Annotated in this window: 12 protein-coding genes and 1 pseudogene; 3 read left to right on the top strand and 10 right to left on the bottom strand. The window is 60.7% G+C overall.

What is annotated here, in order from left to right; translation table 11 throughout:
• Positions 1-4 precede the first annotated feature (4 nt).
• The 6 genes from ACW9JC_RS00270 to ACW9JC_RS00245 all read right to left on the bottom strand — a co-directional run bounded on the left by ACW9JC_RS00270 (position 5) and on the right by ACW9JC_RS00245 (position 9,266).
• The gene (locus ACW9JC_RS00270; RefSeq protein WP_457452822.1) at positions 5-817 is read right to left on the bottom strand and encodes an HpcH/HpaI aldolase/citrate lyase family protein; all 813 of its coding nucleotides are present in this window, start codon (positions 815-817) and stop codon (positions 5-7) included.
• A gap of 13 nt (positions 818-830) precedes the next feature.
• Positions 831-2,045 (bottom strand): CaiB/BaiF CoA transferase family protein, encoded by a 1,215-nt coding sequence (locus tag ACW9JC_RS00265; RefSeq protein ID WP_457452820.1) that lies wholly within the window; start codon positions 2,043-2,045, stop codon positions 831-833.
• Positions 2,046-2,056: 11 nt separating this feature from the next.
• Positions 2,057-3,217, bottom strand: coding sequence for an acyl-CoA dehydrogenase family protein (locus tag ACW9JC_RS00260; RefSeq protein WP_338580892.1), 1,161 nt, complete (start codon positions 3,215-3,217; stop codon positions 2,057-2,059).
• A 55-nt stretch (positions 3,218-3,272) separates the two neighbouring features.
• Positions 3,273-4,100 (bottom strand): FAS1-like dehydratase domain-containing protein, encoded by an 828-nt coding sequence (locus ACW9JC_RS00255; protein ID WP_457452907.1) that lies wholly within the window; start codon positions 4,098-4,100, stop codon positions 3,273-3,275.
• A 117-nt stretch (positions 4,101-4,217) separates the two neighbouring features.
• A complete protein-coding gene (locus tag ACW9JC_RS00250) occupies positions 4,218-8,081 on the bottom strand; it encodes an autotransporter outer membrane beta-barrel domain-containing protein (protein ID WP_457452818.1) in 3,864 nt (1,287 codons plus the stop codon).
• Between the two features lie 321 nt (positions 8,082-8,402).
• A complete protein-coding gene (locus tag ACW9JC_RS00245) occupies positions 8,403-9,266 on the bottom strand; it encodes an MBL fold metallo-hydrolase (RefSeq protein ID WP_457452816.1) in 864 nt (287 codons plus the stop codon).
• Positions 9,267-9,455: 189 nt separating this feature from the next.
• Here ACW9JC_RS00245 and ACW9JC_RS00240 point away from each other — a divergent pair, with 189 nt between their 5' ends.
• A complete protein-coding gene (locus ACW9JC_RS00240) occupies positions 9,456-10,418 on the top strand; it encodes a LuxR C-terminal-related transcriptional regulator (RefSeq protein WP_457452814.1) in 963 nt (320 codons plus the stop codon).
• A gap of 48 nt (positions 10,419-10,466) precedes the next feature.
• Here ACW9JC_RS00240 and ACW9JC_RS00235 read toward each other — a convergent pair whose 3' ends face one another.
• Positions 10,467-11,834, bottom strand: coding sequence for a DUF1329 domain-containing protein (locus ACW9JC_RS00235; RefSeq protein WP_457452813.1), 1,368 nt, complete (start codon positions 11,832-11,834; stop codon positions 10,467-10,469).
• Positions 11,835-11,860: 26 nt separating this feature from the next.
• A complete protein-coding gene (locus ACW9JC_RS00230; RefSeq protein ID WP_457452812.1) occupies positions 11,861-13,768 on the bottom strand; it encodes a DUF1302 domain-containing protein in 1,908 nt (635 codons plus the stop codon).
• Between the two features lie 294 nt (positions 13,769-14,062).
• Here ACW9JC_RS00230 and ACW9JC_RS00225 point away from each other — a divergent pair, with 294 nt between their 5' ends.
• On the top strand, positions 14,063-16,549 hold the full coding sequence (locus ACW9JC_RS00225; protein WP_457452810.1) for a LuxR C-terminal-related transcriptional regulator: 2,487 nt from the start codon (positions 14,063-14,065) through the stop codon (positions 16,547-16,549).
• 48 nt (positions 16,550-16,597) lie between these two features.
• Here the strand turns inward: ACW9JC_RS00225 and ACW9JC_RS00220 are convergent.
• Both ACW9JC_RS00220 and ACW9JC_RS00215 read right to left on the bottom strand, forming a co-directional pair.
• Positions 16,598-17,704, bottom strand: a pseudogene (locus ACW9JC_RS00220) (LuxR C-terminal-related transcriptional regulator); the annotation flags it as partial.
• Between the two features lie 27 nt (positions 17,705-17,731).
• Entirely contained in the window at positions 17,732-18,847 is a 1,116-nt protein-coding gene (locus ACW9JC_RS00215; protein ID WP_457452809.1) for a CaiB/BaiF CoA transferase family protein, read from the bottom strand.
• A 193-nt stretch (positions 18,848-19,040) separates the two neighbouring features.
• On the opposite strand from ACW9JC_RS00215, the gene ACW9JC_RS00210 reads away from it, so the two are divergent.
• On the top strand, positions 19,041-20,756 hold the full coding sequence (locus ACW9JC_RS00210) for a hypothetical protein (RefSeq protein ID WP_457452807.1): 1,716 nt from the start codon (positions 19,041-19,043) through the stop codon (positions 20,754-20,756).
• Positions 20,757-21,125: the final 369 nt, after the last annotated feature.

Raw genomic sequence — 21,125 nt, 5'->3', positions numbered from 1 at the left:
CAACCTAGTTAATCGCCAACAACCTTCGTGCTCGACCCAGCACCGGCGCGTCGACCATTTCCCCGTCAACCTTGAACGCTGCCTCTCCGGACTCAGCCGCGCTGACGATGCGCTGTGCCCATGCTTTTTCTTCTGCGCTGGGCGCCAGGGCTGAGTGCACGACATTCACCTGACGCGGATGGATGCACAAGGCGCCGGCCATGCCCATATCGCGACCACGTCGCATGGCGTTGGCAAGCCCGGTGTCATCTTCGAAATTCGGATAGACGCTGTCCAGCGGCGGCTGCAGGTCATTGACCCGTGAATGCAACAGCAGTGCAAAACGGGTTTGGTCGAACACCGTTTCGGCGGCTGGACTACCAGCCTTCAACCCCAGGTCGAGCGCAAGATCGAGTGCGCCGAACGTCAGGCGCTGAACCCCGGCGCAGGCGGCGATTTCGGTGATCGAGAGCATGCCCCGGGCACTTTCGATGATGGGCCAGACCGCTTTGCCGCTGGTGGCGACATGGTTCACCTTAGCGGCGGACTCGGCCTTGGGCAACATGATCCCGACCACGTCCGGATGCTGACGACACACCTCAAGGTCGGCTTCGTGTTCCACGGTGCCGGTGGCGTTGATCCGCACCAGCAGCTGCACGTCCCTGTTCCACAGGATGAACTGCGCCAGGTGCTGGCGCGCCGCCGCTTTTTCCGCGCTGGGCACGGCATCCTCGAGGTCGATGATCACCGCGTCGGCACCACTGGCCAACGCCTTGGCAAACCGTTCAGGACGATTGCCCGGCACAAACAGCGCCGTGCGAACAAACAGACTGGACATACACAACACTCCCTCAACCGTTCTGGACGATGCCTGTTTCGCTCAGGCGTTGAATATCGATGGCGCTGTAACCCAATTCAATCAGCAACTTGATGCTGTGTTGACCAAGCCCCGGTACTGCCGCCATGCGGGGTGAAAACGCGTTGCTGTTGGCAGGTGGCAGCAGTGTGGGCAGGATGCCCACCGGGCTGGCGACCTCGGTCCAGCGGTTGCGCGCCTTGAGCTGCGGATGATCCCAGACGCCGGACATGTCGTTGACCTGGGCATTGGCGATTTGCGCGGCATCGAGTCTTTCGATGACGGTCGCGGCATCCAGTTGGACGAACACTTCGACAATGATTGCGCGCAAGGCCTGACGGTTGTCCGAGCGTTTGAAGTTGGCGGAAAAACGCTCGTCGGCGATCAGCTCGGGACGCTGAAGCACCTGGCCGCAGAACTGCACCCACTCACGCTCGTTTTGCAGCCCGATCATGACGGTGCCGCCGTCGCCTGACGGGAATGGCCCATAGGGATAAATCGTCGCGTGAGACGCACCCGTGCGCTGCGGCGGCGTGGCGTCTTCAAAGGCGTAGTACATCGGGAAACCCATCCATTCCACCAGGCTTTCCAGCATCGAAACTTCGACTCGACTGCCCTTCCCGGTTTTGTCCCGCAACAACAGCGCCGAAAGAATGCCGGTGTAGGCATACATACCGGCGGAAATGTCGGCGATCGAGCAACCAGCCTTGGCCATGCCCTCCTCCTCACCATTGCCAGTGACCGAGAGAAAGCCGCTTTCACTCTGGATCAGCAGGTCGTAAGCCTTTTTGTCTTCGTAGGTGCCGCCTTCGCCATAACCGGAAATGTCGCAAACAATCAATTGCGGGTAGTCCTTATGCAATGCCTCGAACGACAGGCCCATGCGTGCAGCAGCGCCCGGCGCCAGGTTTTGCACCAGCACGTCGGCTTGCTGCAATAGCTGCTCGAGAATGACCTGAGCTTCCTGTTGCTTGAGATCCAGTGCGATGCTTTCCTTGGAGCGATTGGTCCAGACGAAATGCGAGGCCATGCCGCGCACGCGTTGGTCATAGCCACGGGCAAAATCGCCGCTGCCGGGCCGTTCGACCTTGATCACCCGCGCACCCAGGTCCGCCAGTTGCCGCGTGCAAAACGGCGCGGCAATGGCGTGTTCGAGGCTGACCACGGTGATGCCATCGAGGGGGCGCAAATTCAGGGTTTTATCAGTCATGGCTATGGCCCCTAGAAGCTGCGCGGCAGCTCGAGCAAGTGCTCGGCTACATACGAAAGAATCAGGTTGGTGGAAATCGGCGCAACCTGATAAAGCCGCGTCTCTCGGAATTTGCGCTCCACGTCGTATTCGCAGGCGAAGCCAAAGCCACCGTGGGTTTGCAGGCACGCGTTGGCTGCTTCCCAGGACGCCTTGGCGGCCAGGTATTTGGCCATGTTGGCGCTGGCGCCGGCGTTGACCCCGCTGTCGTATTCCTCGCAGGCACGCCAGCGCATCAGGTCCGCGGCTTCGATTTCGATATGAGCCTCGGCAATCGGGAACTGCACGCCCTGGTTCTGTCCAATCGGCCGGCCGAACACCACCCGGTCGCGGGCATAGGCGCTGGCCTTTTCAATGAACCAACGACCATCGCCGATGCACTCGGCGGCGATCAGGGTGCGCTCGGCGTTCAGGCCATCGAGGATGTATTTGAAGCCTTTGCCCTCCTCGCCAATCAGGCTGTCGGCCGGAATCTCCAGGTTGTCGAAGAACAATTCGTTGGTCTCGTGATTGACCATGTTGGCAATCGGCTGCACGGTCAGTCCGTTGCCGATGGCTTCGCGCAGGTCGACGAGGAAAATCGACATGCCCTCGGACTTTTTCTTCACGTCGGCCAGCGGTGTGGTGCGAGCCAACAGAATCATCAGGTCGGAATGCTGGATGCGTGAGATCCACACTTTCTGGCCGTTGATCACGTACTTGTCGCCCTTGCGCACGGCGCTGGTCTTGATCTTGGTGGTGTCGGTGCCCGTGGTCGGCTCGGTGACGCCCATCGATTGCAGGCGCAGTTCTCCGCTGGCCAGTTTGGGCAGGTAGTAGCTTTTTTGCGCTTCGCTGCCATTTCGCAGCAAGGTGAACATGTTGTACATCTGCCCGTGCACCGTGCCGGAATTGCCGCCGCAACGGTTCACTTCTTCCAGGATCACCGAGGCTTCGGCAAGGCCCAACCCTGAGCCGCCGTACTGCAGCGGAATCATCGCCGCCAACCAGCCGGCCTTGGTCAATGCGTCGACGAAGGCTTCCGGAAAGCCTTTTTGCTCATCAATCCCACGCCAGTAAGCGGCATCGAATTCAGCGCACAACGCACGCACACCTTCACGGATCGCATTGAGTTCGTCACTGTTGCGGTTCATCGGTTTTCCTCGATTCTTGTTGTTGTGGTGCAAGGCAAAAGCCAGGAACGAAAAGTCAGTCGAAAGTCAGTTCGGCACGCTGCGCCACGCCAGCCTCGTTGCCGGCCCACAACTCAGCCCTGCCAGGCGCGTAGAGGCGCCCGCCAACGATGAAGGGGTGCGGCGAAATCAACGGACGAATGCCGCGATACTCAAAGTGCCGCACCCGCGCTTGCGGGTTCGCCCGGCAGAAGGCGCGCAGGTTGAGCGTGGCAATGAGTGGTCCATGCACCACCGGGCCGGGGTAACCTTCGGTTTCGGTGACATACGGCCAGTCGTAGTGGATGCGGTGACTGTTGAAAGTCACCGCGCTGTAGCGAAACAACAGGACCGGCGTGGGCGTTATCGACTCTTGCCAACCCGCGAGGGGCAATGCTTCGCCGCTGGCAAGTCTGGGCGGGGTTGGCTCGCGATAGACAATATCCTGCTCCTCGCGAATCGCCAGGCGCCCGTCCTGCACATAGTCGTGGCGCAGGGTGGCAAACAGCAGTGAGCCGGTGCGTCCGCTTTTTTCTTCGATCTTCAGCACGGTTGTGATTCGGGTGGCTTCAACGCCAACACGCAGAGCCTCAAGAAACTCAACACGTCCGCCCGCCCACATCCGATTGCGATTCTGGATCGCCGGTAAAAGGCTGCTGTGGGCTGGATGGCCGTCGTTCCCGAGGCCTTCTTCTTCCATTGCTGGCTGGAAAAATGCCCAGTGCCACAAGGCAGGCAGCGTCTGTCCCGAAGCTGGCGCCGATTCACCCAGCGTCGCTGCAATGCGCTTGGCCAGGCTGACACTCAAATGTTCGGTCGTCTGTTCGCTACGCCCGATCAAGGCGGCATAGGGGGAGTCAGTCATGGACGTCATGCACAAAAATCCTGTCAGGGCGCGTGTGCCCTATGCTCGGATGTTCATGCCCTGCGCAGAACTCCCCTGTTCGGGGGGGGGCGATACGACAATTCGCCAATGACGAGGCTAGAACGCCACCTTGACCCCGAGCATTCCTTCGTAACTGTGGCTCTCGCCGTCAAAGGCACGTTGATAGCCGGCAGACACATAGAACGTGGTGCGTTCGTTGGCCTGATAGTCCACCCCTAGATTGATCTCGCCCCAGGTGCCGCCAATGTCGGCCTCGAAAGGCACAAAGCCGTTGGCTGAAGAAAACTCGGTCTTCGGCTCGCCCTTGAATTCATGCCAGATACTCGGCCGAATCCAACCGTTGGTGCGGCGGGTCTTGCCATCGTCGTCTTCGCGGAACCAGTCCTTGTCGATACGCACTCCCAGCCGCCCGATCAATGAATCGACGTCCTCGAAACGCACGTCAGCGGCCAGGTCATCGCTGTCGTCGAGTTCCACGTAGCTATAGATGATTTGCGCTTGCGGCTCGATGTAGAGGTCTTTGCGGACTTCAAAGGGATAACCGCCTTCCAGTGACGCTGTGTACCCCCAGCCGTCTGTCTTGAGTTTTCCGATATTGCCGGGTTTGGCTTCGATGTCGAATCGATTGAGTTGCAGCACGGTATCCAGATACCAGCCTTCGGGGTCGAAGTGGGTCCAGTATCCGCCGAGGCTGTAGGCGCGTAATACGTCTTCACCGGCATTGGCGCCGTTGTAATGATCGATACCGCCTTTGATATTGCCGATGGCCAGGGACACACCGGCCTGTTCGGTATTGCCGTCGGTTTCTTCACTGCGATACAGGTCAACGCCGACCTGGAAAGCATTCAGGTCATAGTTGTAGCCGGGTGAATTGCCGAAGGGGCCGTTATCGCTTTCGCGCTCACCACTGCGGTAGATCAACCGGCCCCAGCCCAGTGACGGGCCATATTCCTGTTGGTCTTCTGCCGGCAACGGGGCGCCGGTCAAGCGGCGCTCCTCCCCTACCCGTTCATGCAGCGTATCGATGATGCTGCGGCTGTAGACCAGTGCCAGCGCGGGCACTGCACCGTAGAGTGAAGTTTGCGGACGGAAATTGGGCACCGCCGGCTCGGGATCGGGCCCCGGAGACGGTCCGTCGGGTGCCACGTTGGAGCGCAGATACCAGGCCTGCTCGTTGCTGTTATCGGTACTGGAACGATGCAACGTGTATTCGTAGGGACCGGCATACACCGGCCCCCCAAGGGCAAACGCGCCGGGTGCAGTGGTGCCGCCATTGACGGCGTCAATCACCTGGATGCCGTTGCCGGTGGTCAAGGCGCCGCGACCCAGTACGCCGCTGGCATCGGCAGCATTGCGAATGATCAGGTGGCTGCTGCCCGTTGCCGTTCCGCTGTCGATCACCAATTTGTCCGAAGGTGATCCATCCCCTTCGAGAAAGGTATTGAGGGCGATGTCGCCGTCGCCGCTGTAGGTGTTGACGGTGAGTGTCTTGAACACGCCGCCGACCGGCGCCGAGAAGTCGATCAGGCTGGGATCGTTGACCAGGGTGGTCAGGTTCGAGTTGCCGGTCAGGTTCCAGGTGCTGTTGATCAACGTCAGGTTGGAAACGCTACCGGTATCGGTCAATGCCGAGCCGGTGAGCGTTGAATTGGTCGCGACGATATTCGCCAGACCCGGAACATTGGTGGGAATTGCTCCAGGGGTTGGCAGCGCAACGGGCGGCGGCCCGGCCACTTCGTCGAATTCCGGCACGTCGGGAACGCCGGTAATGGGCGCAGCCGGTTGCGGCAAGGGCGCGAAACTGTCGGCAGTGGCGACGCGCAGCCACTGGCCGCTGCCTGACACCGTGGCGTTGGTCAGCGAAACATCGGCAACGCCGCCGACTGCCACGGTCGCGCCGCTGGCGTTGCTCAAGGCGCTGTTGCTGAAATTGGCATTGGAGACAAATCCCGCGGCGCCCATGGCATAAAGCGCCGAAGCATCCGCGCCGCTGGCAGTGATAGTCGAATTGTTGCCAGTGACCAACCCCCCGGCTTGCGCGACGGCACCATGTGCGACAGCACCGGAGGTGGTGACGGACGTCTGGTTCAACGTCATTGAACTGCGCAATCCGCCTTGGGCGTCTCTGGCCATCACACCATGGGACGCGACACCTTGAGTCAGCACGACACTGTTGTTGGCGACAACGCTGCCCGCCGACACCGCCCTCAGCCCCACTGCATCAGCGCCACGGGTGGTGACCGACGTTGTGTTCAGATTGATCGTGGCGGGAGCGGCCAGGAAGTTTCGCTGGGCCAGCGCACCGTGGGCATTGGCACCCAACGTCTCGACTGTGGCACCGGTGGTGGTGATGTCCGCGAGAAACTGCGGTCCGACCTGCTCGACGACGGAAAACAAACCGATGCTGCGCAACCCTTCAGTCCGGACCGACACGCCCGCCCCGCTGGCGGTATCAATATTGAGCCTCACCGAACCACCGTCATCGGCGACCACGCCCATGCCATCGTTGCCCTGGGTGCGGGCGACTGTACCGTTGGCAACCAGCGTCGCCCCGCTACCCCGAGCAGCCAATGCATGCGGTCGGGCGCCTGCCCGAACCAGGCTGCCGGTGGTGGTCACCGTCCCGCGATTGAGGGTGATCTGCCCGTCGGCGTCAGCAATGACACCCATCGCGTTGTCGTTGCCGGTGGTCAGTGTGGTGACATCGGTAGCGGTAAGGTTCGCGCCGCCTCCCGCCGACAACCCGGCGGAGTCGAGGCCATTGGTGGTGATCGTGCCGCCCGTGATAGCAGCAATAGAGCCGAGGCTGGCACGTACCGCGGGCGCGACATTGCTTTGTGTGGTGATGTGACTGTTGGTGATATTCAGTGTCGAGCCCGGGCCCTCTGCCCAGGTGCCGATGCCACCGGAACCGTTGGTAAAAATGCTTGTATTGGTCACGGTGGTCGCTGCATCTGCTACGCGCACACCGACAGCGCCATTGCCGTTGGTAGTGATCGTGGTATCGGTCACCGTTGCGCTTGAACCCGCGCCTTGGGCCATCACGCCATGGTTGTATTGGCCGGACGTGACGACTGTGCTGTTGCCGTTCAACTGAATCGAGCCACCGGATATGGCCATGGCGGCCGCGTTCTGCACGTTGGTGATCAACTTGTTGCCCACGCCACTGGTGTTGACCGAACTGCCGGAAAGGGTCACTGCCCCGCCGTCTTCCGCACGCGCACCATTGGCAAAGGTGCCGGTCGCGGTCAATGTCACTCCGGTGCCATTGACCTGGCTGCCGCTGCCTCGTGCCACAACCGCGTGGCTGCCGAGCGAACCGGCGACGATTTGCGCACCAGTGGTGCCCAGTTGCGCGCCGCCCTGGAGTGTCACGACAGCGCCGCTGTCTGCCAGTGCAGCAAAGGAACCGCGCCCCAGCGCACTGACCGAACCACCACTGAAAGTAATCCGGCTGCCCACTCCGCTGGCTTGCAGGCCATGATTGGCCACCCCGTTGGTCCCGCCCAAGGTTGTTACCGTAGAGTTGGTCAACAACACCGCGCCGCTGTTCTGCGCGACAACGCCGAGCAAATCACTGGCCGCCGTTGCACCGAGCCCTAGCGTAATCGTGGCGCCCGTCGCACTGATCAGGCTACCGGCGCCGTCTGCGACAAGGCCTCTTTGGCCCGTACCAATCTGTGCCGTCGTGATCGTGCTGCCATTGAAACTGATGGTTCCTCCACCCAGAGCCTGCGCGCCGATGAAGTTTCGAGGCAATGCTCCGAGGCCAAGGTTAACGTTGATGCCATCGGCCACGATGTTCCCGCCTGCCCCGGTTGCACTAAGCCCGGGTATAGCGGCGCTGGTGACGGTGATGGTGGTCGCAGGCACCACTGTGCAGGCGCTGGCGTTGACCGAGACCGGCCCCGCCGGGCAGTCCACGGCCAGGGCCGGATCGGCTGAGTTCAATGCAATCACGACGATGACGCTTAGCTGAAGTCGGCGGGGATATGAATGGGCTGAATCCGCAGCCAGCGGCGGGTTCCAGACGTTATTGCGGGTATGGCTAACAGGAAACTCGGGCATTGCGTTCCCTCGCTCCCAGAGATCTACCGTACGGCTCACATCGGTCTGCTCTGAGTACTGATTTCAGAGAGTTTTCCACGCGTGCCCTACGGCACGTTCCATTCGCCGCTCGCGGAAGAATCCAGTCCAACCGCCGGGAACTACCCCAATGTGGCGTCTAGGCAGCGTAGTTAAAGAAACCTGCACCACGCCAGATACCGGATAAACGGAGACTCAGTTGTCGAATTGGCTGAGCGCGCGATACAGGTCAAACGCCAGGTATCGCGACTGCCTGTCACGTATCACCTTGACCATCGCCACGTCCGGATCGCGACTGAAAAAGATTCGGCCGCGCTCGCTGACGATGTGGTCGAGCAAACGTTCTTTCTCGCCAATCAGGCATTCAGGGTTGCGGTCGTAACCGCTGGTGAGCGCCAGCTCCAGCCAATGGCTTCCCGGGATCAGGTCGCCGGCGAACAGCACCGGCCCGCCCGGCATGGCGATTTCCGGCAGCAGTTGCCCGGGGGTGTAGCCATCACTGAGATGAAATTGCCAACCACTGCCGAGCAGATCGTTGTCGGTGCCCTTGATCAACGTCAGGCGATCGCTGTTTTCCAGTCGATTGAGGATCGGCGAGATGAACAGTGCCCGGTCACGCGGATGCGGGCGCCGGGCGCGCTCCCAATGACGTTCACCCACCAGGTAACGGGCATTGGGAAATAGCAGGCGAGGTGTTTCACCGTCCTCGATGGCGTTGCGCAGTTGCGACGATAGTCGAGCGTGCAGGTGAACAAGCACCACGACGTGAATATCGCCCTCACCCAGGCCATGCTGGGCCAGAGAATCAAGCAAGCCCTTGGTGTGTTGTTGGCAGCGACAGGTCCTGGGTAAAGGCGCCAGGAGCGCTTCACTGCCCGCCAGAACCAGAACGTTTTTGTCGCCCTCCTGCACCAGCAAGGCACGTGAAGCGAGCCTGATCTGGTTTTCGTGGTCGGGGCTGACCCAGTCGGACCATTGCGAGCGCGGTGTGTTGCCGAACATGACTCCACCATCAAGCCTGCGACCGGTGCCGACCAATGCGGAAATACGACGGTTCATTGCGCGATTTACCTTGAATGAAGATGACGTTCGAGACTTCTCTCCAATGCTATGGAGTGTCCGCGTTTGCATCGACGGTCAAAGGAATGAACCCACGGAGCATGCGTACGACGTCCAAAAGAACGTCCGGGGGAGGGAGCTGCAATCTCGCGATTTTGCTCCTCGCCGATCGGTAAGAAACAGGAGATCGTGGACCAATTTAGCGGGATCATCGACATGCCTGGCATCCTCGCCGCCCTCGAACTCTATGATCGTGATGAACTGAATCAGGTCGAGCAACTGCTGGTTAATGTCTTGCCCGAAGGCAGGCAGGCCTGCACACCAGCCACCCTGATCATCAGCCATATTCTGATGGCGCGCGTTGCCCTGGCACACGGCGACTGCGAAACCTGGCAGCGTTTTCTGGTGGAACTTGAGCGGTTCGGGCAACAGTCCGGCTCTCTGCGCATCCAGTGTTCGGCCTGGTTGGAACGAGCCCGCGTGGCAACCTTGAGGAAGCATTTGGATGTGGCGCAACTGGCCTTGCGGTCGGCGCAAAGTGTCAGCGCCTGGGAACCCTTTGAAGGACGGTGGCCCGCAGGCGAAGTCGACAATCTATTGATCGCCTACCAACGCTTGCGTATTGCCCAGGGCAATTACAACGCTGCCGTCGAAGACTTGCTCGTGGCAATCGGCAATGCTCAGGCTGATCAGCCTCTGCGCCTGCAAATCAAACTGCATCTGTTGTTGGCCATGGCTCAGGACGGTCGTAAATGCACGCGGCTGGCGATGCAGGCGTTTGGTCAGGCGTTGCGTCTGGCTGGCGATGAGGGTTTGCGCAGTTTTATCGATGAGGGTGAGCCTGTGGCTGCGCTGTTGCGACGCTGGGTCAGCCGTCGATGTGGCCAAGGTGATCAGGCCATCAATCCGCAGTTCGTAGCTCAATTGCTTCAGCGGCTGGGTATTGGCAACCGTTCCACAGCGTTGACCGAGAGGGAAACACAGGTGCTGCAACTGTTGGCGTTCGGTCATCGCAACCGGGTGATTGCGCAAAGAATGTTCCTCAGCGAATGCACGGTGAAAACCCATCTGCACAGAATCAACGTCAAGCTGGGTGCCCGCAGTCGTTCCCAGGCACTGGCCATTGCCCGTTTTAACGGATGGCTGGAGTGACCGGTTCTCCAGACCACCCGCGTGGCCTGGAGAATTTCGGGCAGTCGCTTAGCGGATACCGGCGTTACGCAGTGCCGCCGGGGTGAAGTCAGTCACGGTCGGCTGGTAGCTGTAGTCGGTGCCGCGTTTGTTTTCGTTACCCAGGTTGGAGACCACGTAGCGCCCCGCCAGCAAATCGTAGATGCCAATCCCCGCATACACGGCCACACCTTGCTGATAGTCATTGACCACATGACCTTCACTGACCCGCCACAACTGGCCGCGACCATCGTATTGGTCGATTTCCACCGCCGCCCAGGTGTCTTCGTCGAAGTACATGTGGCGTTTGGCGTAGATGTGACGCTCACCCGGCTTGAGCGTGCCCTCCACTTCCCACACCCGGTGCAGTTCGTAGCGGGTCAGGTCCTGATTGATATGCCCGGGCTTGATGATGTCGGCGTACTTGAGCTTCGGCGATTGCAGTGCGTAGCTGTTGTAGGGAACGTAGATTTCTTTTTTGCCGATCAATTTCCAGTCGTAGCGATCGGGCGCCCCGTTGTACATGTCGGCGTTGTCGGCGACGCGCAGGCCGTCGGCGGCGGTGCCCGGTCCATCGTAGGCCACTTGCGGAGCGCGCCGTACGCGTCGTTGGCCAGCGTTGTAAGCCCAGGCCATGCGAGGCTGCTTGACCTGATCCAGCGTCTCGTGGATGAGCAAAACGCTACCGGCCATGCGCGCGGGTGCGGTCACTGTCTGCTTGGCGAAAAACAGGATATTGGCATTGTCCTCAGGCTTGGCGTCCGCCATCTTCCACGGCAAACCAGCAGCAATTTCGATGTCGACAATGGTGTAGTCACCGTTGACTTGCGGCGTGGCCTGGGCCTGTCGGTTGATGAAGTTGGTGCCGCGTGAGCGGGTCAGGTGATTCCACACCACCTCCAGGCCGTTCTTCGGAATCGGAAAGGCGTAGTAGTGCGACTGCTCGAAGTTTTTCAGCGCGTAGCCGTCATTGATCGCCTCGGTGGTCATCGCACTTTTTTTCGCCGCGTCGTAGACCGCTTGCGGCGCCGATGCCGTGCGCTGGGTCTTGTACACCGGAATCCTGTAGGTCGCGGGGTAACGCTGGAACATCGCCAGTTGCCCGGCCGTCAGCTTGTCCTTGTATTGCGAAGCGGTGGCGGCAGTGATCACGAACTGCGGCTTTTCGCCCTCGAACGGGTTGCCGAGAAAATCGTTGGTCATCGGTGCTGCACCGGGTTTCAAACCACCGGTCCAGGCGGGAATGGTACCGCTGGCATTACCGGCCTTTTCACCGCCCAGCGGTGTCAGGGTGGTGCCCAGTTTTGCCGCTTCTTCCGCTGACACGGCGGCCATGATGCTGGTGGACAGCAGACTCAGCGCCAGGGTGCCGCAGGCAACAAGAATGATTTTTTTCATGGTCTCGATCCTTTGCTGTTGGGCTATCAGAAGTTCACGCCGACGCTGAGCGCAACGTAGTCGCGGTCGCCGTTGGTATTGAAATGGCCGCCGAAGAAATCCGTGTAGCTGAGACTGGCGGTGTAGAGGTTGGCGTAGTCGGCATCCAGCCCCAGGCTGACGGCCTTCAGGCCTTCTTCGAAGTTCGGGCCGTTGCCATCGACGTCATGGGACCAGGCGATGTTCGGCGCCAGGTTGACCCCGGCGAACACGTTCGGGTAATCCAGTCGGCCACGCAGGCGATAGCCCCAGGAATCGGTGGTGTAGAAACCGTGGCTGTTGCATTCCTGCTGCGGATTGCTTGGACGGGTGACGCCCGCAGCAGCGCCCGGAACCTGGCCCGGAGCCCCGGCACAGGTCTGTGGACCGGTCGCGCCCGGCCCCGCTCCTGTCGCGAGTGCGCCGGCACCAAATATCGTGCTGCGACCAAAACGCAGGTCGCTGCCGTCGGCGTCGCCCAGGCCGTTGATGCGGTTGTAACCGACCTCTCCCACCAGCGTCAGGCGACTGGCGCCCATGATCTGGTCAAAGAACCGCGTGGCACTGAGTTGGGTTTGCAGCACCGGCATCCGCTCATAGCCATGAAGCGGTGCACCGGCGACGTTTTGCGATTGGCCGGCAATGAACAGCGGCGCGTTCTTGTTGCCCGTTGCCGCCAGGTTCAGGTCAGCGCCGTTGAGTTGCAGAGGCATGTTCGGCCGGTAGCTGATTTCACCACCCAGCGAAGTGCCGGCCAGGTTGGTCGCGAAGCTCAGCCCATAGAGTCGGATGTCTTCGGGATAGACCACGTGGTAGCTCGCGGTGCGGATCGAGTTGATCGCGCCCGGAACGGTTGCAGCGCCCGCGCCGGTGTTGGCGGTCAATGTGGCCCGAGTGAAATCAAGGTTGGGGTTGCGGCTGTGGTAGTTGAGAAAATAAGCGCCGAACTCGGTGTCGTTCAGCTCTGCGGCGAACCAGCGCAATGCCACGCCGAACTGGCCGCTGTCACGGGCATCCTTGGTTTTGGTGCGTGGTACGTAGGCGTCATCCACGCCACCACCCTGCGCCCGCGTTCCCGCTACCGCCAGACCCGAGCGGCTGTTGCTCGCCACCCCTGGCGGCAGGTCGAGGCCGGCGATCACCGCGCGGTCGTTACAGCCTTCAGGCGTCACGTCGTTGCCGAAGAAGGTGCCGCAGTTGTCGATCACCGACGGCGCCCATTCGATCTGGTAGAACGCTTCGGCGGTGACGTTTTCCGACAGGCCCTGCGAGACGTACAGCATGTTCACCGGAATCAGGCCTTCCTTGACCTCGGCACCGGGACGCCGCAGCGCTGCCACGTCGATCGGGTTGATGCTGTTGATCGAGTTGCCGATGAACGTACTCTCACCCCAGCTCACCACCTGCTTACCCAGACGCACGTTGCCCTGCAACTCGTCGAGTGTGTAGTTGTGGTAGACGAAGCTGTCGAGGAACATCGCGCCCGACGACTTCGCCGCACGCTGGCGACCGTGGTCGTCGATGTCGTAGAACGGACGGCTTTCGTCCATCAACTCGAAGTCGTACCAGTATTTGCCGCGCACGAAAGCGCCGCTGTCGCCGTACTTCAACTCCAGGTCGTGCACGCCCTTGAAGATCTTCGAGAAGGTTTCGCCCTTCTTGAAATTCAGCCGATTATCGTCGTTGGTTCGGGACGAGGCGCCCCCCCGAACGCCTTGTGAGTTGAAGTTGGAAATGAAGTCCGGGTCGGGTCCGCGCACGGCCCAACTGGCACCTACCGAGAGCGATGAATCGAAACTGCCCTCGATCTCCCCTACGCTGAAATTGACTGCGCAAGCCTGCGTGCTAATCCCCAGGGCGACTGCTGCTGCCAGCAACTGCGGCTGAAAGATTGCGCGCTTTGTTGTTTTTGTCATGCGGCTCTCCTAAATACTACGGGTGTGTTGGAGCCGCCACGATAGGGACCGGACGCGTGCTCGGGACATTCCCTGATGGGGTGATTTCGGATTACCCGTGTGGGTAATTACCGGTTTGCCATCGATACAAGAAGTAACGCTGCCTGCGCTTTTGACGAAAGCATCGACGTTTCAATCGAAAGGGGTATTGCCGGTAATGGCAGCGCTGCGGATTCTTGCGCGCAGTAACCAATCATTAATCAGCATGCTGTGCAGTCGGCGCGGGTTCGTTGCCCTGCGGTCCGGGAGAGTGAAATGTCGCAGTCCCTTACAACGGTTGCCCAGCAGGCCTGCATTCCGGTCAGCCTCACGCCCTCCCCCTCAACCCGGCTCTTGGCGCGTAGTCATCTCGTGGCGCTGATGCTGGAAAAACCGCAACGCCTGCGCTTGCTCTGTGCGCCCGTGGGTTATGGCAAGACCACGCTGATCCGCCAATGCATGGCTCGATCCGTACCTGCGCCGCTTGTTCTGCAACTCAATCTGGCCGGGCAAGCCCTTTCACTGGGGCGGTTTTGCACACGCATCGCCGAGCAGCTTGGCGATCACCCGCATCCGGTCGACACAGGTCCCGCGCTGCTGAGTTTGCTGGAGGGACTGAAAGCGCCCTGCGCGCTGATCCTCGACGATTATCCCACCGGGACCGATACCGAGCTCGACGCGTGGATTGACCATCTGCTCTTGCACTCACCTGCGCCCATTCAACTGTGGGTCAGTTGCCGCCAACGTCCGGCATGGAACCTGCCGCGCCTGTTGCTTGAAGGCGAACTGCTGGAGCGCGATACCCAGGCCCTGGCCCTTTCCCGTGAGGAGTCCGACGATCTCGTTCGATTGATTGCACCGGCGACGGAGGACGCGGGTCTTGAGGCGATCTGGCGGCAGACTCTGGGCTGGTGCGCCGGCATACGTTTATTGCTCACCGATACGCGGATGTTAGGCGACTACCTGGAGCGAGAATTGCTGTCACACCTGAGTGCAGAGGAATGCCGCCTGCTGCGGGGGCTGGCGCATCTGCCACGGTTCAGCGAAAGCCTGTGCGCGGACCTGTGGGAGGAACTTGACGACAAGACGTGCGTGCGTCGATTGCTGCTTTCGCAGGCGTTCTTCCAGCCACTGGACAGCAACGGCCAATGGTATTGCATGTTGCCGGCCGTGGCGCAGGCATTACGGGGAACGAACGACCTGACCGAACTGAACCGATTACGCCTGCGCGCCTGTCGGGGATTGAGTGCGTCGGGGTACATCGAGGATGCCATCGACCTCGCGTTGAGTGCCAACCGCCCGGACGTGGCGGCCAACTACATGACCCGCCTTAACCCGAGCTGGCTCCTGGCCGAGCGCAATCTGTCGCGTCTGCTCGACTGGCGCAATCAATTGCCCGCGAGCTTGTCGTTGAGTACGCCACAACTGGTGGCGCTCAATGCCTGCGCGCTGATGATGAACACACGGCTGGATGAGGCGCAGACCTGCATGGAGCAATTAAGTCGCTTCCTGCCACAACCCACGGCAGAACAGAACCGCCGTTTACTGGCCGTGTGGCAAGCGTTGTGGGGCACGATTCATGGCCTTTTGGGCAATTGCACCCTGGCCACGGAGTATTGCCGTGCGGCGCAGGAACAGCTGGGCGAGGATGATCAGCCGGTTTCGTTCGTGTGCACGGTCATCCTTGCACGGCTGGCCATGAGCACGGGCGAAACCCTTCAAACTCAACAAATCCTGATGCTCGCGATCGAACAGGCCCGACGCCAGGGCAGCCTGGTCAGAGAAGTGCAGACCAACATCCAGCGCATCTGCCTGATGATTCTCTGTGGAGAAAGCGACCTCGCCGAACGCCTGTTGCAAGAGAACCTCTTGCTGTTGCGGGCCGATGGCAATCGGCATGTGATGTTGCTCGGGCGCTTGTTAGTCCTGCAGGGCAAGTTGCATCTGCAACGAGGTGAAGTGGACAGTGGCGAGAGCGTCCTGGGCCAGGCCCTGCAAGTCATTCCCGATCATGGGCTGACGCTGCTGCAAGCGCTGATGGGCCTCTCGGAAGTCTGTGCCTGCCGGGGTGATTTCCAGCGGGCCTTCGATTTCCTGCAGGACGCCGAGCGTCGAATGCAGTGTGCCAATGTCCAGGAAAGCAGCTATCGCGGGGTACTCAATCTGCAAACCCTGAGTGTCCTGATCCATCAGAAAAACTGGAAGCAGGCGCTGCTCATGGCGCAGATGATCGAGCAATATTTGCGAGGCACCGCCGCACGGCTGACGAGCATTCATGAACCTTCGCTGGCGGTGCACAGTCAGATGCTGCTGGCCATTGCCGAACACGGTAACGGACAAACCCGGGATGCCTCCAGGCGTCTGGAGACAGCGCTGCGCGAATGTCGGCGTCTGAATTTTCACGGACTGCAGGCCAAGGCACTACGCCTGCTGGACGGCCTCACACAAGCGTCACAAGAATCGCCACCTGCCCGTCAGCCGTCGCCCAATGCCGGCTCGTTCAATCTGCTGGTCAGCGAAGCGCGGACGTCACAGCCGGGCAAACCGCTGGTCAGTCCCGCGAATCATGAAAAACTCACGGGGCGCGAGTTTGCCGTGCTGGAACTTCTGGCCGAAGGCTTCTCAAACCGGGAGATCAGCGAGCGTCTGTACATCTCGACCAACACGGTCAAGGCGCACATCAAGCACATCAACAGCAAACTGGGGGTGACCCGACGGGCCCAAGCCGTGATGCGCGCCAGGGCGACGGGAGTATTGGTGTGAATGTTCGTGCGGTTCATCCAGCAGCCCCCGTGCCCTGGCAATGGCGGCGGCTTCGACCTGGCTGTGGGCACCGAGCTTGCGATAGATATTGCGCAGGTGCGCTTTGACCGTGTGCCCGGAAAGCCGCAAGGTTTCGGCGATGGCACTTATCTGAAGGCCCAGTGCGACCAGCCTGACAACCTGATGTTCGCGCTCGGTAAGGGCTGCGCCGCCCGTGACCGGAAAACGCTTGAGCAGATCGCCAACAAATCCCGGCACGATTGTCGACTCGCCGCCTCGTAACTGAAGTGTCCAGCGTTGCAACAGCGCGGCAAGGGCGGCGCCCTCTTCGACAAAGGTGCTGCGCCACCCCTCCTCGCTGGCGAATGGCAACACCCCACTCAACTCCGCCATTGCCGCAGCGCGCTGCCCCATGCCATCTAGGGCTAAAGCCAGGAGCAAGCGCAGTTTGAGTTTGCGGCGCAAACGACCGCGCTGTTGTGCTTGCTCAATCGCCGGGTGCAGCGCCCGAGTCGCCTCTTCAAAACGCCCTTGGGCGATGTGCAGGCGTACGCGTGCGACGGTCGGAGTGTCGACATCGTTGGCAAAGTTGAGCGCATTCGCCTGGCCCCAATCAGCGTTTCGGTCCACTTGAGCCAACGCCTGGGCGGCGACATCGATACGACCATGCAACGTCGCGATCCGCGCACGCTCGATCCAGACCGAGCACTGGATGCGTCGGCATGCCCTGTCACGTCCGGTTTGCTCCAGCGCTGCGAGGTGACCATGACAGCGGGAAACTTCACCCTGCGACCAAGCAATACGGGCCAGAAGGATTCGGCTGACGATCAGCGTATCCGCTGAACTGCCGTCAGTGATGTCGCGCAGGTTTTGCTTGAGCAACCGCTGTGCCTGATCCAGCGAACCACTCTCGTACAGCACAAGGGCATGAACCGCTTGTTGCTCGACGCCCACCAGCGCGCCATCCGTGGCGAAACACTCCAGGCGGATACGCGCCGTTGCCAGTGAGCCCTGCGTCAGGTCGATGAGGCTTTCCATGGCCGTCAAGGCAGGGTTGACGCAGTCGTCACCCTGCTGCGCGGCAAGCTCAATGGCCTGCGATAACCAACGCCTTGCGTCGTTGAAACGCCCGAGGGCAAACAGGCTATCGGCCAGGAAAATGGCTTCGGCGATTTCCAGAAACTACGACTGCCAGACGGCGGCGAAGTCGTTGCTATCGAGAGCCGCCAAGACTTGGGCGGTGTGCGCGCCGCGTGTCGGGATCGCCCCCGGCGTCGCGACCTGGCCATCGAAACGCGGCGCCGGGCTGGCTTGCAGCATGCCGTCGCGTTCGAAGTACACGCCTCGTTCCACCATATGCGGATGTTGCGAGGCTTCACGCGGGCTCAGCACCGGAGCAAAGCACACATCGGTGCCTTCGAGCAGATCGCACCAATGCGCGCGCGGCTGGCTGGCAAACGTATCGGCCAGCAGCCCACGCAGCTCTTCCCAACGCTTCACATCCCATTGCTTGGCGAAACGCGGATCGTCCTGCAAACCCAGTTTTTGCAGCAGCAGCGCGTAGAACTGCGGCTCCATCGAGCCCAGTGCCACGTATTGGTCATCGGCGCAGCGATAAGTGGCGTAGAAGTGCGAACCATCGTGGACGCTCTTGCCGCGCTGCTCATTGAGCAGACCACGGCGGGTCAGTGACATCATCAACTGCATCATGTGCGCCGAGCCGTCGACGATGGCGGCATCGACGACGGTGCCCTTGCCGGTTTGCCGTGCGCTGAGGACGCCAGCGAGGATGCCGACAGCCAGGTACAGAGCACCGCCGCCGATATCGCCGATCAGGGTGATCGGCGACGAAGGCGCTTCCCCTGCCGTGCCGCTGTGGTACAGCGCACCCGAGAGTGCGATGTAGTTGTTGTCGTGGCCGGCGGCGCTGGCCATCGGGCCGTTCTGGCCCCAACCGGTCATGCGTCCATAAACCAGTCTTGGATTGCGCGCCTGGCATTCCTGCGGACCGAGGCCAAGTCGCTCCATGACACCGGGGCGCATGCCCTCGATCACGACGTCGGCGCTTTCGATGAGTTTCAAGACCGCTTCGCGCCCTTCAGGGCTTTTCAGGTCGGCCACCACCGAGCGTTTGCCCCGGTTCAGCGGGTTGGCCGGAGCGTTGGCTTCGCCGGTGATCGAGATGGATTCTGCGCGCTCCACGGCGATGACATCTGCGCCCAGATCGGCCAGGTGCATGGCACAGAACGGCCCCGGGCCGATGCCACAGATTTCCACGATTTTGATACCTGACAGCATGTGTTTTTTTCCTTGTTCGTCGTGAGCTGACAAAGGGGCCGCGATCGCCCGCGATGCGCGAAGCATGGCCAGTACGCTAGCAGAGCACCCACCCCGAACATGCCCCCCGGCATGGGGGGCTATAGGTCGAAAAAAGGATCGCTACTCTGGATCTTCCTCCGCAGGCAATAACAACAAAACAAAGGAAGACAATATGTTTGCTCTACGTTCACATTGGGCGCTTCTGGCCACCTGCCTGACTGTCCCGGTATTGGCCACTGCCGGCCAGGGCGCGCCGGTCAACCCTTATCTGGCGCAGTCCTACAACAACCAGACGCACTGGAACGACGGCGCGTCCGACAGCACCGGCATTGCCGTGCCACGCGGTTCCTACAAGATGACGCCGGACGCCTACCGTGTATTGCCCAACGAATCGGGCAGCCTGGTGCAGTACACCGACAAGGTCGGCGATACCGACATGTACTGGTTCTGGGCCGGGTTTTCGCTGCGCAAGGTGAAGGTCGAAGACGACTTCAAATTCACTGAAGTGGCCCGCGTCGACCTGCCGGTGAAATTGCCCAACTACCAGCCGATCACGCCTGAACAACGTCTTCAGCAAGCTGCCGAGACCCGTAAGTTCCTTGAAGCCAAGGACGAGAAAGGCCTGTTGGACTACATGAATGCGCAACCCAACCGCATGCTGACCGGCACCACCGATCAGCTGGTTGGCGGCGCCATCTATTCGCTGTTGACCCGCGATGACGCCTTCATCGGCGCCAGTGCGCGCCGGGTGTTCCGCATTGATCAGAACGACCACAAAGACCCGCAGTCGGGTATGAAACTCACCCAAGAGGTGCAGCTGCCGGAAGAACTGTTCAACAATGAAAAGACCAAGAACGGTATCGGCGTACCGATGGATGCCACCTTCGGCATGGGCATGACGCTCAACGGCTACCTGGTGATCAATACCATGGGCGGCACAGTGGCTACCCTCGATCGCGATACCCTGAAGTTGATCGACAGCTACCGCGTGGAAGGCAGCGACGAACTGTTCCTCAACTCGTTCGCCACCGGACCGGAAGTCAACGGCGGCGCGGTGTACGTCGCTTCCAACCAGAACATGTACCGACTGGTGGTCGACAAACAGGGCAAGATCCACGCCGACGACGCCAGCGGTGCCTGGAAAGCCCCTTACGAGCGCGGGCCGCGCTTCACTTCGATCAAGATCGCCGACGGCACCGGTTCCACCCCAACCTTGATGGGCTACGGCCCCGATGAAGACAAACTGGTGGTGTTCACCGACGGCGCGAAAAAGATGAACCTGGTCGCCATGTGGCGCGACAAGATTCCGGCGGGCTGGAAGCAAAAGCCCGGCACCCTGTCGCCGCGCGTGGCCGACCAGCGTGAAGTCGACATGGGTATGAGCATACCGACCGTGCAGTCGGAACAATCGGTGGCGGTCTATGACGGTCACGCGTTCGTGGTCAACAACATCCCTGCCGTGGAAAAACCTGTGCTGTCCCGGTCCGGCTACTACGTGACCATGCTCAACGGCATGACCCGCCCTGCCCCCAGCGGCGTGGCGATGCTCAAGTGGGACAGCGCCAAGGACCAGTGGAACCCGCTGTGGACCCGTACCGATGTGGGTTCGATCTCGATCGTGCCAATGATCAGCGGTGGTAGCCACATGGCCTTGATCAATGGCTTCTATTCCGACCGATTGGGTGAAGGTTTCCACATCGGCATGGACCTCGACACCGGCAAGACCGTGCTCGAAATCGCGACCGGCAGCGACCCGGTGTTCAACGGCATGTACGCGCCGATGAAGGTCGATAAACAGGGTCGGCTGATGTATGGCATGGCGTTTGGTTTGGTGTTGATGGACACCAACCGCATGCAGAAGGTTGATCAGGTTGCCAAGAGCGAGTAACTCGATGGAGGGATGGTCCTGACGCTCATCACGTCCCTTCATGTAGGAGCGAGCCTGCTCGCTCCTACGGAGTACGCCGGCCCTCATCGAGGGCCGGCGTTTTTTATGGCTTTTGCCTACATCTTTTGCAGAAACTGCCGTCTTGTAGGCAACTCGCCTGGGATCTATTGTCTTTCCACCGCCAGTATCAGCGGCAAGAGGTTTCCGTTAGAGAGCAAACATCCCTGTTCCTGAAACGGAAGCACAAAAAAGGAGCGGTTGACGCTATCGGCAACCTCATCTAGTCTGCCCCCTTCCCGCCCAAGGCAGTACGCCGTCCTAATCATCCAGGACGTGCCGACACCTTGGGCGTTTTGCTATCAGGAAGAA

This window comes from Pseudomonas sp. SDO5591_S426 (assembly GCF_054070755.1).
This window is presented reverse-complemented; position numbering and strand designations above follow the sequence as displayed.

Excerpts from the sequence above, each read along its gene's own strand:
- ACW9JC_RS00270 (WP_457452822.1), bottom strand. The coding sequence starts at position 817 with ATGTCCAGTCTGTTTGTTCGCACGGCGCTGTTTGTGCCGGGCAATCGT.
- ACW9JC_RS00265 (WP_457452820.1), bottom strand. The coding sequence starts at position 2,045 with ATGACTGATAAAACCCTGAATTTGCGCCCCCTCGATGGCATCACCGTG.
- ACW9JC_RS00260 (WP_338580892.1), bottom strand. The coding sequence starts at position 3,217 with ATGAACCGCAACAGTGACGAACTCAATGCGATCCGTGAAGGTGTGCGT.
- ACW9JC_RS00255 (WP_457452907.1), bottom strand. The coding sequence starts at position 4,100 with ATGACTGACTCCCCCTATGCCGCCTTGATCGGGCGTAGCGAACAGACG.
- ACW9JC_RS00245 (WP_457452816.1), bottom strand. The coding sequence starts at position 9,266 with ATGAACCGTCGTATTTCCGCATTGGTCGGCACCGGTCGCAGGCTTGAT.
- ACW9JC_RS00235 (WP_457452813.1), bottom strand. The coding sequence starts at position 11,834 with ATGAAAAAAATCATTCTTGTTGCCTGCGGCACCCTGGCGCTGAGTCTG.
- ACW9JC_RS00230 (WP_457452812.1), bottom strand. The coding sequence starts at position 13,768 with ATGACAAAAACAACAAAGCGCGCAATCTTTCAGCCGCAGTTGCTGGCA.
- ACW9JC_RS00225 (WP_457452810.1), top strand. The coding sequence starts at position 14,063 with ATGTCGCAGTCCCTTACAACGGTTGCCCAGCAGGCCTGCATTCCGGTC.
- ACW9JC_RS00215 (WP_457452809.1), bottom strand. The coding sequence starts at position 18,847 with ATGCTGTCAGGTATCAAAATCGTGGAAATCTGTGGCATCGGCCCGGGG.
- ACW9JC_RS00210 (WP_457452807.1), top strand. The coding sequence starts at position 19,041 with ATGTTTGCTCTACGTTCACATTGGGCGCTTCTGGCCACCTGCCTGACT.